This is a genomic window from Dellaglioa sp. CoH-56-MRSF-12, from assembly GCF_056782075.1.
On record NZ_JBXAYD010000002.1, the window covers coordinates 98,743 to 116,157 of the forward strand.

Below are 17,415 nucleotides of genomic sequence, written 5' to 3' on the forward strand. Positions count from 1 at the left end.
CAATCCCATTTTTATGGAGGAATTACTTGATGAAAAATAATATCCAAATTGCAATTGACGGACCGGCATCCGCAGGAAAAAGCACTGTCGCTAAATTAGTTGCTAAAAAATTAAATTATGTTTATTGCGACACTGGGGCAATGTATCGAGCAATTACTTTTGAAGCAATGGCAAAGAATGTTGCGCTGGATAATGATGATAAGTTAGTTAGTCTATTAAAAGATACAATAATTTCTTTTAAACCAGCAAATCCAGAACAATTAGTCTATATAAACAATATAGACATAACACAAGCAATTAGGCAACCTGAGGTAACTAATAATGTTTCAACGGTTGCTGCTCAAGAAGGTGTACGCAAGGAATTAGTTAAAAGACAACAAGAAATTGCCGAAGATGGATCAATTGTTATGGATGGTCGTGATATCGGAACGACAGTATTACCAAATGCTGAAGTTAAAATATTCTTAGTTGCGAGTGTTAAAGAACGTGCTCTTCGCCGATTTAAGGAAAATCAAATTAAGGGTATTAATACAACACTTGATGTTTTAGAGTTTGAAATTGCCGAACGAGATCGAAAAGATTCTACACGTGAAATTTCTCCGCTTATTCAGGCAAAAGATGCTATACTTGTAGATACGACTTCAATGAATATTGATGGGGTCGTACAGAAAATTATGGATATAATTAACAAATAATAAAATAAAATGTGAAAAATGAGTATTAGCACTAGTAATTACTCTTCATTTCAGCTAAAATAATAAATAGAGTTTATTCGCTAAGGAGGACATTGTCCATGAGTAATATTGAAGAAAATAATGATTTACTAGAAGCATTAAATAGTGTAAGTGAAGTTAAGGTTGGTTCTGTTATAAAAGGTGAAGTTTTAGCTATCGATGATGCTAAACAAGTCATTGTTGGTATTGAAGGCGCCGGTGTTGAAGGTGTTGTACCAGCTAAAGAACTAGCACTTAAAGCTGGTGAAGAAACAGAAGACGTTGTCAAAATTGGTGACGTTATGGATTTAGTTGTTATTTCAAGTATCGGTGGCGATAAAGAAGGTGGTAGTTACTTACTATCACAAAGAAGAATTGCTGAACGTGAAGTTTGGAATGACTTACAAAAATTAGCTGATGATGATGCTACAATCGAAGCTACAGTAACACAAGTTGTTAAAGGTGGATTAGTTGCTGATGCTGGTGTGCGTGGATTCGTACCCGCTTCAATGATTGATGATCGTTTTGTTGAAGATTTATCAAAATATAACCATCAAACATTAGATTTCAAAATTATTGAAATTGACCCAACTGAAAATAGATTAATCTTATCACATAAAGCAATTGTTAAAGCTCAAAGAGATGCTCAAAAAGTAGAAACTCTTAAAACTTTAACAGTTGGTGAAGTTGTAACAGGAACAGTTGCCCGTTTAACTAACTTCGGTGCATTTGTTGATCTTGGTGGTATTGATGGACTTGTTCATATTTCAGAAATTTCTTACAACCGTATTTCTAAGGCAGAAGATGTCTTATCAGTTGGTGAAGAAGTTAAAGTTAAAGTATTGGCAATCGATTTAGATAAGAATCGTATTTCATTATCAATCAAACAAACATTACCTCAACCATGGGATAATGTTGAAAATGATATCCATGTAGATGACGTCTTAGATGGTACTGTTAAACGTTTAACGACATTTGGTGCATTTGTTGAAGTTATGCCTGGAATTGAAGGATTAGTTCATATTTCACAAATTTCTTACACACATATTGCTACACCAGGCGAAGTTTTAAAAACTGGCCAAGCTGTTCAAGTTAAAGTACTTGAAGTACATCCAGCAGAACATCGTTTAGCTTTATCAATTAAAGCTCTCGAAGAAAAACCAGCAACAGAAGAAAAACCTGAAAAGAAAAAAACAGTTAAAAAAGCTGCACCAAAAGCTAAAGCTCCTAAATCAACAATGAGTGGTATGCCAGAAGAAAGTACTGGTTTCACACTTGGTGATATTTTAGGTAAAGCATTAGAAGATGCAGATACTAACAAATAATTAAAATATTATTTTTAAGTAACGACTGAACTGTAGTTCAGTCGTTTTTATTATTTATTACAAAAGATATTTAGAGAGTGAGGTACTATCTATGGCAAATCCTGTTGTAGCAATTGTTGGACGTCCTAATGTTGGAAAGTCCACAGTTTTTAATAGAATAGCCGGGGAAAGAATTTCAATTGTTGAGGATACTCCTGGTGTTACACGAGATCGTATTTATGCTCATAGTGAGTGGTTAGCGCAAAAATTTAGCTTGATTGATACTGGTGGTATCGATATCGGTGATGAACCCTTTTTGACGCAAATCACTGAACAAGCACAAATCGCAATCGATGAAGCTGATGTTATTGTTTTTCTTGTAAGTGTAAAAGAAGGCGTAACGGATGCTGATGAGAAAGTGGCTAAAATTTTATATCGTTCTGATAAGCCAGTTATTTTAGCGGTTAATAAAGTTGATAATCCCGAGTCTAGACAAGATATTTTTGATTTCTATTCATTAGGATTTGGAGAACCATTTCCAGTTTCTGGTAGTCATGGCCTTGGGGTTGGTGACTTATTGGATGAGATTACAAAGAAATTCCCTGAAAATATTCCTGATGAAGATGACAGTCGAATTAAGTTTAGTTTGATTGGTCGTCCTAACGTGGGTAAGTCTTCATTGGTGAATGCAATCCTGGGTGAAAATCGTGTTATTGTTTCACCTATTGAAGGGACTACACGTGATGCAATTGATACAGCTTTTGATACTGAAGAGGGCGATATGTTCTCAATGATTGATACAGCTGGTATTAGAAAACGCGGAAAAGTATATGAAAATACTGAAAAGTATTCTGTACTACGTGCCATGCGTGCTATTGATCGTTCAGATGTTGTTTTAGTTGTGTTAAATGCTGAAGAAGGTATTCGGGAACAAGATAAGAGAGTTGCAGGGTATGCCCATGAAGCAGGACGTGGTATCATTATCGTCGTAAATAAATGGGATACTCTTGAAAAAGATAATCATTCATTATCTGATTTTGAGGCTAATATACGTCAAGAATTTGCATATCTTAGTTATGCTCCTATTATTTTTGTGTCTGCAATTACACAGCAACGATTATCTAAGATACCCGAATTAATTAAACGCGTAAATGAAAATCATAGTCGTCGTATTACATCTTCAGTATTAAATGATGTCATTATGGATGCAGTAGCCCATAATCCAACGCCAACTGATAATGGAAAACGTTTAAGAATTTACTATGCAACACAAGTAGCAATACAACCACCTACATTCGTTGTATTTGTTAATGATACTGATTTGATGCATTTTTCATATGAACGTTTCTTAGAAAATCAAATTAGAACATCGTTTGATTTTGAAGGAACACCAATTCATGTTATTGAAAGAAGAAGAAAATAATTCAAATTGATAAAACGCTACCATGCCATCTTTTTTTCTGCTAAAGTAGTTAAATACCTTGATGTAATACGTTTTGTATGGTATCTTAAATAAAGAATTAGTAGAGTAATCTCTGGTTCTATTATTATTATTTATTTTAAATAATAATGGCTGAATATTTTTAAATATTCGGACACATTTTAGGGGAGGTGAAACATTATGGCAAACAAAGCACAATTAATCGAAAATGTTGCAAAAGAAACAGGATTGACAAAAAAAGATGCTACTGTCGCAGTTGATGCTGTATTTGGTTCAATCCAAAGCACATTAGCTACAGGTGAAAAAGTTCAATTAATCGGTTTCGGTAACTTTGAAGTACGTGAACGCGCTGCTCGTAAAGGTCGTAACCCACAAACTGGTGAAGAAATTCAAATCCCTGCAAGTAAAGTACCTGCATTTAAACCAGGTAAAGCTTTAAAGGATTCTGTTAAATAATACTTAGAAAAAGCTAGTACAATTCATTTTGTACTAGCTTTTTCAATCTATAATTTATTTTATAGACAATAGTTATGTACGAGATTACTAGCTATTGTGTGTATGATAGATTAAACTAAACCATATTAATTTAATAATGAAGGGAAGTTATTTAATGACGCATTCAGAAATTATGCTAGACTACTTGGACGAAGGACAAATTGATGAGGCAATGAAAGAATTTGCCAGAGCATTAAGAAAAGACAATGATGCAACATTATTTAGTTTAGCAGAAGAGTTATATAGCTTAGGTTTTTTAGCTCAATCTAAACGTACTTATGAAAGATTATTAGAAAAATATCCAGAAGAAGATACTTTAAAAACATTCCTGGCAGATATTGCAATTAGTGAAGGAAAATCTGATGAAGCACTTAACTATTTGTCAGAAATTGAAGAAGATTCAGAAGCTTATCTTCAGTCTCTTATGGTTGCTGCCGATTTATATCAGACACAAGGTATGTTTGAAGTTAGTGAAAATAAATTATTAACTGCATATAAGTTGGCTCCTGAAGAAGAAGTTATCCAATTTGCTTTAGGCGAACTATATTTTAATACAAAACAATTTAGTCAGGCAATCGGATTTTATCTTGAATTAATTAAATCAGGACAGACTGAACTGTCACAGGTTAACTTAGTACAAAGATTAGGTGTTAGTTACGCAAACAGTGGGCAGTTTGAAAAAGCAATGGCATATTTAGAACAAATTCATTTAGAAAATATGGACTCTGATACTAAGTTACAGATGGGTTTAACCTATCTACAATTAAATGATCAACAAAAAGCAATTGATATTCTTTATGATTTGAAGGAAGAAGATCCTTCGTATACATCCTTATATCCAATTCTTGGTCAAGCACTTTCAGATGAGAATAGATTGAATGATGCTTTACTTGTCTATCAAGAAGGGTTAGCGGTTGACGAGGTAAATGATACATTGTATGAACAGGCAGCGACTGTTGCCTTAAAATTGGACGATGAGAAGCAAGCTGAAAAGTATTTAAATAAAGCAATTGATATTAATCCAGATAATACTGGCATATTATTACAATTAAGTAATTTATTAGTTAAGCAAGAACGTGATGATGAAGATATTAAATTACTAGAAGATATCAAGAGCGACGGAGATGTAGATCCTCAAATATTTTGGAATTTAGCTATTTCATATGAAAGACTTGAAGATTATGATAAAGCTGAAGAAAATTATTTAGAAGCATACCCTTATTTTACTAATCAAGTTGACTTTTTAAGATCTGTTATATTTATTTTTAGAGAGAACGGACGACAAGAGGAGTTAAAGGACGCAATTAAACATTACTTAGCTTTAGTACCTGATGATCAAGAAATTATTGATATTCAAAATGATATAAATTATTAAAATAAAACGTTTATATCATTCTTTTGGTATAAGCGTTTTTTGTTAGCAATTTGTAAGATTTGCTTAAAGAAGGGGAAGTAAAATGATTACAAATCAGATAGTGATACCAAAATTAGAAGATAGTACTGAAATATTTAATTTAATTAGTCGTAATCGTCTTGAATTAAGTGAGTGGCTTCCATGGGTTAATGCTATGAAATCGATTAATGATGAAATAATTTTTTTAAGAGACTCTTTTAAGGATGAAACTAAATTAATTTTCGCTATAAAAATTAATAAGAATATCGTTGGCATGATTGATTTACATGGAATAGATTTACATATGGGAACTGCTGAGGTTGGTTATTGGTTAGACAAGTCGTATGTAGGACGCGGAATAATGTCAAAGGCCTTAACAGAACTTGAGAAACTAGCTATAAAGGAATATAAGTTAAAAAAATTAAAAATAATACTAGATTTGAATAATATAAAAAGTTTGAAAGTAGCTAAGACTAATAATTATCACTTTATAGAACAAAATGACCAAAATTTAATTTTTGAAAAGAGATTATAGAATTTATGATGGTATATTTATAAATGATATTATTATTTTTTGCTTTTTAATTGCTATTAAGGATATAATTTTAGATAGGTAATGTTGTTTAAATGGCGATTAATTATCTAAAATTATATATCGGGGGTAGGGACATGAAAGATTTAAACGAAAAAGAAATTGAACGATTGAGTAAAAAAAGTATTACTGAGAAAATTATAGATGGCGATTGGTACCAATATTCTAAAGAAGAATGGGCTCAAAAAACTGTTAAAACAAGTGCACAAACTATTTATAAAATAAATAAATTGGCGGCTCATGATACGAATGATGCAGATAAAATGCTTAAAGAATTTTTACCTAATATGGAAAAATCTGCTGAAATATATTTTCCAATTTCAACTATAGAATGGCCGGAAATGTTAAAAATAGGGTCAGGCACATTTATTAATTCTAATTTACAGATTTTAAGTGCAGGACAAATAACAATTGGAGAACACTGTTTCATTGGGCCTAATTGTCAGTTATATACACCTAATCATCATTCTATGGACAAAAATTTACGTCGTGAAGGATGGCAATATGATGCACCAATTACAATTGGTGATGATTGTTGGTTTGGTGGATCAGTGATTGTTTTACCTGGTGTCACGATTGGAAATAATGTCGTCGTTGGTGCTGGTAGTGTGGTAACAAAAGATGTACCTGATAATGTTTTAATCGCAGGTAATCCAGCACGAATTATTAAGACTATTGGTTAGATAAAGTTATGGCGAAAAGTAGCATAATTTAAAAATATTTGGGCAACAAAAAGGAGCTAGAATTTTTCTAGCTCCTTTTTGTTGCTCTTTTAAGGTTTATATGATTAATTTTTGTTCAATAATTAAATGACGGTAGTATAAAAGTGAATTTGGATCAATTCTTAACGTCATCATAATTTCTGAATCTGTCATCGTATTGTTAGTGAGAATAGAAAAACAAATAGCTGACTGGTACAGCAGACGTGGTGAAACATTTGGCGCAATAAATTGTAAATCTTTCTTTAAAAATTTATGTAGACCAGGTAAAGATAATAAAGGTGCTTCAACATTTTTACGCAGTTTTAAAAAGCAATCGTTGGAGTTTTGTAAAATTTGTAGTTGTTTAATATAGGTATTGAATTGCTTCAAAAATAATTCCTCTGTTTCCGTAAATGTTAATTGTTTAAAGCTAACGAAAAAACCAGGTTGTAAGATTTCTGAAATTTTAAAGAAATGCCGTGTCATTAATAAAACAAGTCGAGAATAGTAGCTAATTTCTGAATTTAAAAGATAAGAGTCGAAGTCTATTAACCAATTGAAGGTTATAACAGAATTTGCGATATTTTTTTTCCCTTTTAACATTAATGTTGGAATATGAGTATTTATCTGATGGGTAAATAAATATTTAAAATAACCATTCAGATGCGATAAAACCTTAGTATATGTTGAATTTTTAATATTTCTTTTATCTTGAAGCATAGTTAAATATTGACGAACGTCTGATTCTAAGATAGTTTCAACCATTATTGAATTAGAGAATGCATCATTAAAATTTAGAAGATAGTTAAAAAAATCATGAATATCGTAGTTATATTCTAAAATTGTTGATGGGGACAAAGAGTTGGATTCTAATGATAAATTAAAAGCTTTTTGATAGGGATAATTCATTTAATTGCCTCCTTTAGTAATAAACAATAAGTTACTTTAACTATATCACACTAATAAAGCGCACTGCAAAAATCGCAGTGCGCAAGACCAATCATTTATTAAAGATATTAGTGATATTAGTGATTTTATTCTTTTTTTGTCGATTAAAACTAAACCCTTGTCCCAGTACTTCATTAACACTACTAATTGAAACAAAAGCATTTGAATCCTGGTTTTGTAATATTTCCTTCAACTGATGAAGTTCATTACGGTTGATAACAACATAAATCATTTTTTTATTTTGGCGAGAATAAGATCCCTCACCATTGATGTAACTAACACCTCTGCCTAATTTATCCCAAATTTCATTAGTTATAATTTGATATTGGTCACTAATTATTAAGATGCCAAGTCCAGAATAACTACCTTCAAGAGTGAAGTTAACAATTTTTGAGAAAACATATGAGCTTAGTAGGGTATACATCATATGCCTTAAATCTAAGTAGCTAAGTGATATGACCAAAACAGCAATATCAAGGGCAAGAATTGTCTTACCCATTTGAATACCACGTGTTTTTTCAAAAATTCGAGCCACTACATCAGTTCCACCAGTAGTACCACCAAAACGATATACTAAGCCTGACCCAAGGCCACCAAAAGCACCAGCAAGGATACCTGCTAAAAACAAATCATCATTTACATTAATTTGAATCGGAACACGTTGCCAAATCCATAAGAAAAGAGATAACATTATTGTTCCATATATAGTATAGACTAATGATCGTTTACCTAAAAAACGGTAACCAATAAGGATTAATGGAACATTAATTGCAATTGTTGAATACGCAGGATCAATATGAAACCAATAACGTAAAATTAAAGTAACTCCGGTTATACCACCTTCAGCAAGATGGTTTGTTATATTAACGGTTGCTAATCCAAATGCATAAAAACAACAACCTAACGCAATCATTACTAAATCGATTATTTTAATTCGTTCATTTTTTAAGATTAGTTCTACCCCCTGAAATAAATTCAATATAAATATCATACCATATTATCGATGAATGTCTGCTGACTATCATTTTAAATCTAGTATAAATCTGTTAAACTAGATTGTATTAATTAAAGATGAGGAGGATTACTATGATTAAAGTTTTGGTTGCTGGATTTAAAGGACGAATGGGTGCCACTACAACAAATATGATCTTAGAAAATCCATTATTTGAATTAGTTGGAGTCTATAGTACTACAGCTACAGAAAAAAATATAAATGAAATTACTGACTATAAGACAGAGAATGTCCCAATATTCAATAAGCTAGATGAAATAAACGTAGTTTCCGATGTTTGGATTGATTTTACTGTCCCAAGTGTTGTTTTCGAAAATACTAAATTTGCTATTTCGAAACATATGTCACCAGTTATTGGGACTACGGGTTTATCGGAAAATAATATAGCTGAACTTAAACAATTATGTAAAACAGAAAAATTAGGTGGATTGATTGCTCCTAATTTTGGTATTTCAGCTGTTTTATTAATGCAATTTGCGCAACAAGCTGCTAAGTATTTACCTGACGTTGAAATTATTGAAATGCATCATGATAATAAATTGGATGCTCCAAGTGGTACAGCCTTAAATACCGCAAAATTAATTGCTGAAGTTCGTAAACCTAAAATTCAAGGCAACCCTGATGAAAGAGAAACATTACCAGGTGCGAGAGGTGCAGCCTTTGAAGGCATGAGAATTCATAGTGTCCGTTTACCAGGCTATGTTGCTCATGAACAAGTCTTATTTGGTGGCGAGGGTGAAGCATTAACTATTCGTCAGGACTCATTTGACCGTATTTCATTCATGTCTGGTGTTGCATTAGCTACTGAAAAAATTGGACAATATAAAGAATTACTAGTTGGATTGGAAAATATATTATGATAGTTTCCAATCTTGCGGATGATTTCATTAATGCTGAACCAGTGATTAAAGCCATTGAAAATGCTGGTTTTGAAGCATATTTTGTCGGAGGAAGTGTTAGGGATACTATCTTAGGATTACCAATCCATGATATTGATATTGCCACTAGTGCATACCCTGAGGAAATTAAGGAAATTTTTAATAAGACGGTAGATACAGGTATTCAACATGGGACTGTTATGGTTTTAGATCATGGAGAAGGTTATGAAATCACCACATTTCGAACAGAATCAACTTATCAAGATTTTAGACGTCCAGATCATGTTGAATTTGTACGCTCTTTAGAAGAAGATTTAAAACGTCGTGATTTTACAATCAATGCCTTAGCAATGACACATGATGGACGGATTATTGATTTGTTCAACGGACTACAAGATTTAGAAAATCACATCATTAGAGCTGTTGGCACTGCTGATGAACGTTTTAATGAAGATGCTTTACGAATGATGAGGGCAATTAGATTTGCAAGCCAATTAGATTTCACAATCGAAATGGAAACGAAGAAAGCATTAAATAAACATGCACCACTATTGAAAAAGATTGCTATTGAACGGATTCATATTGAATTTATTAAATTACTGTTGGGAAAAAATCCTCAAATTGGACTTCGACATTTTGTTGAATCAGATTTAGTAAAATATTGTCCCGAATTTAATAATTATTTATCGGAACTAACTGATATGTCAAAAATGCAATCAATTAAACTTACATCAGAAGTAGCTGCTTGGTCGTTAATTATTCATGTTCTAAAGATAACAGAAACTAATATTAATCATTTTCTAATCTCATGGAAAAGTTCAAATGAGTTAATTACACACGTTCAAATAGTTATCAAAGCACTTAACGGTATTATTCATGATTCCGTTAATCGAGAACTGATGTATGAAACTGGATTAGAATTATTATTAATTGCAAATGAAGTTGCAGCAATATTTAATAGTAATTTAGATGCAGAAATGCTGACAGTTGCTTATACTGCACTTCCAATTAAGTCTAAAAAAGACATGGCAATTAATGGACGACAGTTAATAAAAGATGTTGGTATTCAACCAGGTGAAAAATTAGGCCAAATTTTATCCATATTGGAAAATCGTATTTTACTAGAAGAAGTCCCAAACGAATCAACTCAATTATTAAAAGTGGCTAAGCAACTAATGTTAAAATTAGCGTAAAAAAAGAGATTAAATATCATTTAATCTCTTTTTTTACAAAACATGCTTAGTAATACAAATTATAAAAGAGAATCAATTAGATAAGAGAGTGATTACATGCAAACACTGAGGGTAGAACATTTAAAGAAAACATACGGCGAAAAAACATTATTTGATGATTTAAATTTTATTGTTAATGAAAAAGATAGAATCGGATTGATTGGAACTAACGGTTCAGGGAAAACAACGTTATTAAATGCATTAACAGACCTTGACCCAGCTGATTCAGGAGATTTAATTAAACCAAATAACTATCGTATGAGTTATTTAAAACAAATACCAGAATTAAATGATGATATGACAATTATGGAAGCCGCTTTTGAAGGAGCTTCACCTATTTTTGAAACAATTCGTCATTATGAAGCTGTTTTAACAGCCTATAGTGAACATCCTGAAGATGAAAAATTACAGCAACGTTACTCAGATGCGGAAGATCGTATGAATCGTGAAGATGCATGGAATGCCGATAATGACGTTAAAACAATTCTAACGCAATTACAAATAACGGATTTAACACAAAAAGTCTCAACCTTATCTGGTGGACAGAAAAAAAGAGTTGGCTTGGCTCAAGTACTCATACAAGCTCCTGACTTATTAATTCTTGATGAACCAACAAACCATTTGGACTTTAGTTCTATTGAATGGCTAGAAAGTTACCTTAAAACGTACAAAGGAGCTTTAATTGTTGTTACTCATGATCGGTATTTTTTAGATCAAATTGCCAACCAGATTTTAGAACTATCATTTGGTAAATTACACTCGTATGAAGGTAACTATCAAGATTTCGTTGCTCAAAAGGCTGAAAGAGTTGCCCAGGAAGTTACCGCTGAGCATAAAGAACAACAGCTATATAAAAAGGAACTAGCTTGGATGCGTACTGGAGCAAAAGCTAGATCAACAAAACAACAAGCACGAATTAACCGTTTTAACGATTTAAAAGAAAATATGAATTCATTACAAATTGATCAAGATGTTTCAATTGGACTAGGCCAACAGCGGCTTGGTAAAAAGGTTATTGAGCTAAAAGAAGCTAGTTTAGTCTTAGAAAATCATAAAATTATTGATCATTTTAGTGAGTTGATTCAGGCGAGCGATAGAATCGGGATTACCGGTAAAAATGGTGCTGGTAAATCTAGTTTACTAAATGCAATTGCTGGAAAATTACCACTTAACTCTGGCGAATTACTAATGGGCGAAACGGTTAAATTAGGTTATTACCAGCAACAAACTGAACCCATACCTGGCGATAAACGAATGATTAACTATCTAAATGAAATTGGTGAAAATATCGAAAATAAACATGGCGAACGAATAAGTACAACACAACTTTTAGAGCAGTTTCTTTTTCCAAGATCGATGCATGGGACATTAATTAGACAGCTATCCGGTGGTGAAAAAAGAAGACTCTATCTCTTGAAATTACTTATGCAACAACCAAATGTCTTATTACTAGATGAACCTACAAATGATTTAGATATTGGAACATTAACAGTACTTGAAGACTATTTAGAATCTTTTAATGGCGCAGTTATAACTGTCTCACATGATAGATATTTTTTAGATAAAGTTGCAGATCAATTACTTATTTTTGAAGGCGATGCTAAAATTAATCGTTATACTGGATTATTTACATCGTACCTTGCTAAAGAATCACTGGATGATGCCGTATCAATATCAAAAAAAGAAAAAATTATCGAACACGACACCATTTCTGACGATAAATTAAAAGTTAAATTAACTTATGCTGAACAAAAAGAATTTGAAACAATTGAACAGACAATTGATAATTTAGAAGCTAAGAAAGAAAAAGCTGAAAGTGATATGTCGAATATCAATGGCAATGATTTTGTAGCATTAAGTGAACTACAAGTGTCAATTGATAATTTAGATGATGAAATTGAAGAAAAGATGAATCGTTGGGACTATTTAGGTAAATATGCAGAAAAGGGGTAATTTTCGTATGGAAGAAACATATTTGCAACTTGAACGTGATATTTTAATGAACGGAAATGATAAATCTGATCGTACAAAAACGGGAACTAAAAGTCTTTTTGGCTATCAAATGAGGTTTGACTTAAGTCAAGGATTCCCACTACTAACAACTAAAAAAGTACCATTTGGTTTAATTAAGAGTGAGTTACTGTGGTTCTTAAAAGGTGATACTAATATCCAATATTTATTGAAACATAAGAATCATATTTGGGACGAATGGGCTTTTAAAAATTACATTGAAAGTTCTCAGTATATGGGTCCAGATATGACTGATTTTGGACATCGATCACTTTTAGAGACTGATTTTAAAAAAGAATATGAAGTACAGAAAAACCTTTTTTGCGATAAAATTATTGAAGACGATGAATTTGCAAAAAAGTTTGGTGAATTAGGTGACGTTTATGGTAGTCAGTGGCGTAATTGGAAAACTAGACAAGGTGATACGATTGACCAAATTAAAGATGTTATTGAAGCAATCAAAAAAACACCTGATTCTAGAAGATTAATTGTGTCCGCTTGGAACCCAGAAGATGTACCAAATGTGGCATTACCACCTTGCCATACGTTATTTCAATTTTATGTGGCTGATGGTAAATTAAGTTGTCAATTATATCAAAGAAGTGGCGATGTCTTTTTAGGTGTACCATTTAATATTGCAAGTTATGCGTTATTAACTCATCTAATTGCTAAAGAGGTTGGACTTGAAGTTGGTGAATTCATTCACACATTAGGCGATGCCCATATTTACAATAATCATATAGAACAAGTGAAGGAACAACTTTCTCGTGAAGTGCAACCCATGCCAAAATTATGGTTAAATCCTGATAAAAATAGTATTTTTGAATACGATATGACGGATATTAAAATAGAAGACTATAATCCTGCACCACCTATTAAAGCGCCTGTTGCAGTTTAATATTTACTTAAGGAGAGTCAATAATGATTAATTTTATTTGGGCTGAAGACAGTGAACATCATATTGGATATAAGGGTAAGCTACCTTGGTACTTACCAAATGATTTAAAATTTTTTAAGAAAACAACGCTTAATAAGGTCGTTGTTATGGGCAGAAATACATTTGAAAGTTTTCCGGGACTATTACCAAATCGAATTAATATTGTTCTTTCAAGTAAAAACGATTTAGTTGAAACAGATACTCTAAAGATTGTTCATTCAATACCAGAGTTGAATGATTTATTAGAAACATATTCTGAAGATATTTTTGTTATTGGTGGCGCAACATTATTTTCTGAAATGTATGTAAAAGTTAATAGATTGTATCAAACAAAAATTAACGCTACGTTTGATGGTGATGTGATGATGATTCCTATTGATTATACTCATTGGAAATTAATTGAAACGATTCCGGGAATGATTGACAAAAAAAATGTATATGATCATGAATTTAGAATTTATGATAAAAAATAATTAAAAAGCGAAGACATATCCAATACGGATGTGTCTTCGCTTTTTAACTTTAAGTATATAATAAAATAGAAAAAAACATTAATCCTGTACCTAACATCACAAATAAATGCCAAACGACATGTAAGTACTTAACACCGTTTATACTATAAATTCCAGCGCCGATTGTGAACGCAATGCCACCAGAAACAAGTAGCCAGAACCCAATTGTACCGAGGCTATTATAAAGTGGCATCATTGCGCTCAAACAAAGCCAGCCCATAATTAGATAAATGATGGTTGAAATTGTTTTAAAATGACCCAACCAAATTGATTTATAAATAATTCCTAAAACGGTCATCATCCAGATGATTCCGAATAGTGTCCAACCTAATGCCCCACCAACAGAGAGAAGACAATAAGGCGTATAAGTACCTGCTATCAGAATATAGATACTACTATGATCGAAGATTTGAAAAACAGTTCTTGCTCGTGTAAATATTAAACTATGAAATAGGGTAGAAGTTAAGTACAGCAGTACCAAAGATGAACCATATATAGCATACGAGGTAATTTCTAATGCACTACCATTATGAGCACCTTTAATAAGTAAAAAAATCAATCCCGCTATACTTAACCCAAGACCAATACCATGAGTTACCGCGTTTAATACCTCATTTAAGATGAGATACCTTCTACTGTAATTATGTTCCAAAAAAACACCTCAGTCATCAATTTCTATGTGAAATAGACCAGTAATTCTGATATACTAGACATTATAAATAGAAAAGTTTATAGTGACATTATTGTATCATGATTAAAAACTTTTGTTAAGAAAGTGTGGATGAAGAAACATGAAAAAAATTAAAATAATAACGGATTCATCTGTTGGATTAACAGATAATGAAATAAAAGAAAATGACATTAGCATTATACCTCTAAGCGTTATGATTGATGATACTATTTACGTTGAAGGTGAATCAATTACAAATGACGAATTTGAGACTAAAATGGAAACGTCAAAAACGTTACCTAAAACAAGTCAGCCACCAATTGGTACTTTTGTAGAAATGTTTGACAGTCTTGGGGCAGATGGTAGCCAAGTTCTCTCACTTAACATGACTGACCAAATTAGTGGTACAGTTCATACTGCAGAGCAAGCTGCAGAAATGAGTCAATCCGATGTAACCGTTGTTGATACTCGTTCTACTGATCGAGGTATGGCTTTTCAAGTCTTAGCAGCTGCTAAGTTAGCAAATTCAGGTGCATCAATGGATGATATTTTAACAAAAATTTCTGAAATCCGTAAGAATTCAACTCTAAATATGGCCGTTATGACTCTGGATAATCTGGTCAAAGGTGGACGTATATCAAGATTAACTGGTGTTCTTTCAAGTGTTTTAAATATGAAGATTATTTTGGAAATGATTGATGGCGAATTAAAAATTAAAAATAAAGGCCGTGGTATGAAGACGGTTAACAGATTTATTGCAGATTTAGTTGAAGAATTAAAAAGTACACCTAATGTTAAAGCAGTAGGTATTTCTCATGCTGGAAATGAAAAAAAGGCATTTGAAGTTCGCGATTTATTACAAACAGCAGTCCCAAAAGTTGATATTCTAGTTCGACAGACAGCACCTATTATTGCGACGCATGGTGGTCCAGGGGCTTTTGCAGTGATGTTCTACACAGATAAAGACTAATATATTAAATAATTATTTTTAAACTGGTCCAAAAACAGCTGTTTTTGTCCGGTTTTTTTAATTAAATAAAGGAATGATTTTTTGAAATTTTTTAAAAGCTTTTCCATTACTATTTTAAGTATTTTAGTACTAAGTGGTCTTATATTTAGTGGGCTGTGGTTTGCAACCGGCCATTTTTCGAATCATTCTTTAATAACAGTGCCCCATAAAAAAACAGCTCTTAAGCTAGTATCCCTTGGTGATTCTTTAACGCAGGGTGTCGGAGATGAAACGAATAAAGGTGGATTCGTTTCATTAATTACAGAAAAAATAAATACTGATAAAAATATGAAAGTAACTGCCTCTAACTTTGGCTTATCAGGAGATCGAAGTGATCAAATTTATAGCAGATTAAAGAAACAACCCAAAATGCAAAAAACGTTAAAAAAAGCCACTGTTATTACATTAACAGTTGGTGGGAATGACCTATTACAGGTTATACAAAAAAACATTTTATCTAATGATACTGATAAGTTAAATAAAGCTATTGATACTGAAAAAATGACTTATACAAAAAATTTAAATGATTTATTTAAAGAGATTAGAAAATATAATAATAGCGCGCCTATCTACGTTATAGGAGTGTATAACCCATTTTACGTTTATTTCCCCGAAATGAGTAGTATGAAAACGATTGTTAAATCATGGAATAACGTAACCAACAAGGTTGTTAAAAATGATAAAAATAGTTATTTTGTTAGTGTTGAAAAACAGCTTTCTGAAGGACAATATTATGGTAAAACAAGTAAATTAGCCAAGACTTTGGGTAGCTCAGACTTATCTGATTTATCTAGTTTTAATCTTGAAAGTGTCTTGCAAGAAAAAGATGAAAAAAATAACTATATTTCTATAACTGATCATTTTCATCCAAATAAAAAAGGTTATAAAAAAATGACTGATTTGTTGTTCAAATCAATGGAAGAACATCATTTATTTAAATAATGAGGAGAATTATGCCGAAAAGAACAGAAAAAACATCAACCACTTTTAACGCATGGAAAGTTGCGTTTATCATATTATTTTCTTTATTGATTGGCGTACTACTTTATTTTTCCGTTAGTATTATGAACCAATCCCAAGATCAAAAGACACTAACAACTCAAACCACTTCAAAAGCAACAAAAAGAACAGAACTAAGCGTGGAAATGAACAAGGAACAACTTAACGGAACCATTAATTATTATTTAAAATCAATTCAAAAAGGTCAATCAATTAAATATCGGTTTTTAGTAGATAAATCTGCTATATTAATGGGCACAACAAAAATTTTAGGACAAAATATTTCATTCACATTATATTCAGATCCAGTTGTAACAGATGATGGTAATATCTTGTTAAAAGCAAAATCTGTTGCTGTAGGTTCATTACCAGTTCCTAAAAAGTTTATAATGGATTATGTAAAAAATGCATATGATTTACCAAATTGGATTACGATTAATAGCAAAGAACAAACAATTATGCTTAACTTAAAAAAACTAGATATTGAGAATGGTATACAAGCTAGTGCAACCAAAATTGATTTAAAAACGAATGTTTTTAAATTCGATGTTTCTATCCCTTTAAATTAA

18 protein-coding genes are annotated in these 17,415 nt (G+C 31.8%); 15 read left to right on the forward strand and 3 right to left on the reverse strand.

What is annotated here, in order from left to right; translation table 11 throughout:
- Positions 1 to 29 precede the first annotated feature (29 nt).
- The 7 genes from cmk to AC1RPY_RS02310 all read left to right on the forward strand — a co-directional run bounded on the left by cmk (position 30) and on the right by AC1RPY_RS02310 (position 6,621).
- The gene (gene cmk / locus AC1RPY_RS02280; protein WP_481761344.1) at positions 30 to 695 is read left to right on the forward strand and encodes a (d)CMP kinase; all 666 of its coding nucleotides are present in this window, start codon (positions 30 to 32) and stop codon (positions 693 to 695) included.
- Between the two features lie 98 nt (positions 696 to 793).
- Positions 794 to 2,038, forward strand: coding sequence for a 30S ribosomal protein S1 (gene rpsA, locus AC1RPY_RS02285; RefSeq protein WP_481761343.1), 1,245 nt, complete (start codon positions 794 to 796; stop codon positions 2,036 to 2,038).
- Positions 2,039 to 2,129: 91 nt separating this feature from the next.
- Positions 2,130 to 3,440 (forward strand): ribosome biogenesis GTPase Der, encoded by a 1,311-nt coding sequence (gene der / locus AC1RPY_RS02290; protein ID WP_409022510.1) that lies wholly within the window; start codon positions 2,130 to 2,132, stop codon positions 3,438 to 3,440.
- Positions 3,441 to 3,638: 198 nt separating this feature from the next.
- Positions 3,639 to 3,914 (forward strand): HU family DNA-binding protein, encoded by a 276-nt coding sequence (locus tag AC1RPY_RS02295; protein ID WP_409022511.1) that lies wholly within the window; start codon positions 3,639 to 3,641, stop codon positions 3,912 to 3,914.
- A 154-nt stretch (positions 3,915 to 4,068) separates the two neighbouring features.
- A complete protein-coding gene (locus AC1RPY_RS02300; RefSeq protein ID WP_481761342.1) occupies positions 4,069 to 5,328 on the forward strand; it encodes a tetratricopeptide repeat protein in 1,260 nt (419 codons plus the stop codon).
- Positions 5,329 to 5,410: 82 nt separating this feature from the next.
- Positions 5,411 to 5,881 carry a GNAT family N-acetyltransferase gene (locus tag AC1RPY_RS02305; protein WP_481761341.1) on the forward strand — a complete coding sequence of 157 codons (471 nt, stop codon included), beginning with the start codon at positions 5,411 to 5,413 and terminating at the stop codon, positions 5,879 to 5,881.
- Between the two features lie 134 nt (positions 5,882 to 6,015).
- Positions 6,016 to 6,621, forward strand: a complete 606-nt coding sequence (locus AC1RPY_RS02310; RefSeq protein ID WP_481761340.1) for a sugar O-acetyltransferase — start codon at positions 6,016 to 6,018, stop codon at positions 6,619 to 6,621.
- Between the two features lie 96 nt (positions 6,622 to 6,717).
- On the opposite strand, the gene AC1RPY_RS02315 is transcribed toward AC1RPY_RS02310, so the two are convergent.
- Both AC1RPY_RS02315 and AC1RPY_RS02320 read right to left on the reverse strand, forming a co-directional pair.
- Entirely contained in the window at positions 6,718 to 7,548 is an 831-nt protein-coding gene (locus AC1RPY_RS02315) for a site-specific integrase (protein ID WP_481761339.1), read from the reverse strand.
- A gap of 91 nt (positions 7,549 to 7,639) precedes the next feature.
- Entirely contained in the window at positions 7,640 to 8,500 is an 861-nt protein-coding gene (locus tag AC1RPY_RS02320) for a YitT family protein (protein WP_481761410.1), read from the reverse strand.
- A gap of 173 nt (positions 8,501 to 8,673) precedes the next feature.
- Between AC1RPY_RS02320 and dapB the strand changes: the two genes are divergently transcribed.
- The 5 genes from dapB to AC1RPY_RS02345 all read left to right on the forward strand — a co-directional run bounded on the left by dapB (position 8,674) and on the right by AC1RPY_RS02345 (position 14,129).
- Complete coding sequence (dapB, locus tag AC1RPY_RS02325) at positions 8,674 to 9,459, forward strand: 4-hydroxy-tetrahydrodipicolinate reductase (protein ID WP_409022516.1); 786 nt, start codon at positions 8,674 to 8,676, stop codon at positions 9,457 to 9,459.
- Entirely contained in the window at positions 9,456 to 10,670 is a 1,215-nt protein-coding gene (locus AC1RPY_RS02330) for a CCA tRNA nucleotidyltransferase (RefSeq protein ID WP_481761338.1), read from the forward strand. Before dapB ends, AC1RPY_RS02330 begins: the two co-directional genes overlap by 4 nt.
- Before the next feature lie 96 nt (positions 10,671 to 10,766).
- Positions 10,767 to 12,662, forward strand: a complete 1,896-nt coding sequence (locus AC1RPY_RS02335; protein WP_481761337.1) for an ABC-F family ATP-binding cassette domain-containing protein — start codon at positions 10,767 to 10,769, stop codon at positions 12,660 to 12,662.
- Between the two features lie 7 nt (positions 12,663 to 12,669).
- Entirely contained in the window at positions 12,670 to 13,617 is a 948-nt protein-coding gene (locus tag AC1RPY_RS02340; RefSeq protein WP_481761336.1) for a thymidylate synthase, read from the forward strand.
- A gap of 23 nt (positions 13,618 to 13,640) precedes the next feature.
- Positions 13,641 to 14,129 carry a dihydrofolate reductase gene (locus tag AC1RPY_RS02345; protein ID WP_481761335.1) on the forward strand — a complete coding sequence of 163 codons (489 nt, stop codon included), beginning with the start codon at positions 13,641 to 13,643 and terminating at the stop codon, positions 14,127 to 14,129.
- 49 nt (positions 14,130 to 14,178) lie between these two features.
- On the opposite strand, the gene trhA is transcribed toward AC1RPY_RS02345, so the two are convergent.
- Complete coding sequence (gene trhA, locus AC1RPY_RS02350) at positions 14,179 to 14,820, reverse strand: PAQR family membrane homeostasis protein TrhA (RefSeq protein ID WP_481761334.1); 642 nt, start codon at positions 14,818 to 14,820, stop codon at positions 14,179 to 14,181.
- 139 nt (positions 14,821 to 14,959) lie between these two features.
- Between trhA and AC1RPY_RS02355 the strand changes: the two genes are divergently transcribed.
- The 3 genes from AC1RPY_RS02355 to AC1RPY_RS02365 all read left to right on the forward strand — a co-directional run bounded on the left by AC1RPY_RS02355 (position 14,960) and on the right by AC1RPY_RS02365 (position 17,415).
- A complete protein-coding gene (locus AC1RPY_RS02355) occupies positions 14,960 to 15,808 on the forward strand; it encodes a DegV family protein (protein ID WP_481761333.1) in 849 nt (282 codons plus the stop codon).
- Positions 15,809 to 15,889: 81 nt separating this feature from the next.
- Entirely contained in the window at positions 15,890 to 16,789 is a 900-nt protein-coding gene (locus tag AC1RPY_RS02360; RefSeq protein ID WP_481762178.1) for an SGNH/GDSL hydrolase family protein, read from the forward strand.
- Between the two features lie 11 nt (positions 16,790 to 16,800).
- Positions 16,801 to 17,415, forward strand: coding sequence for a YpmS family protein (locus AC1RPY_RS02365; protein ID WP_409022524.1), 615 nt, complete (start codon positions 16,801 to 16,803; stop codon positions 17,413 to 17,415).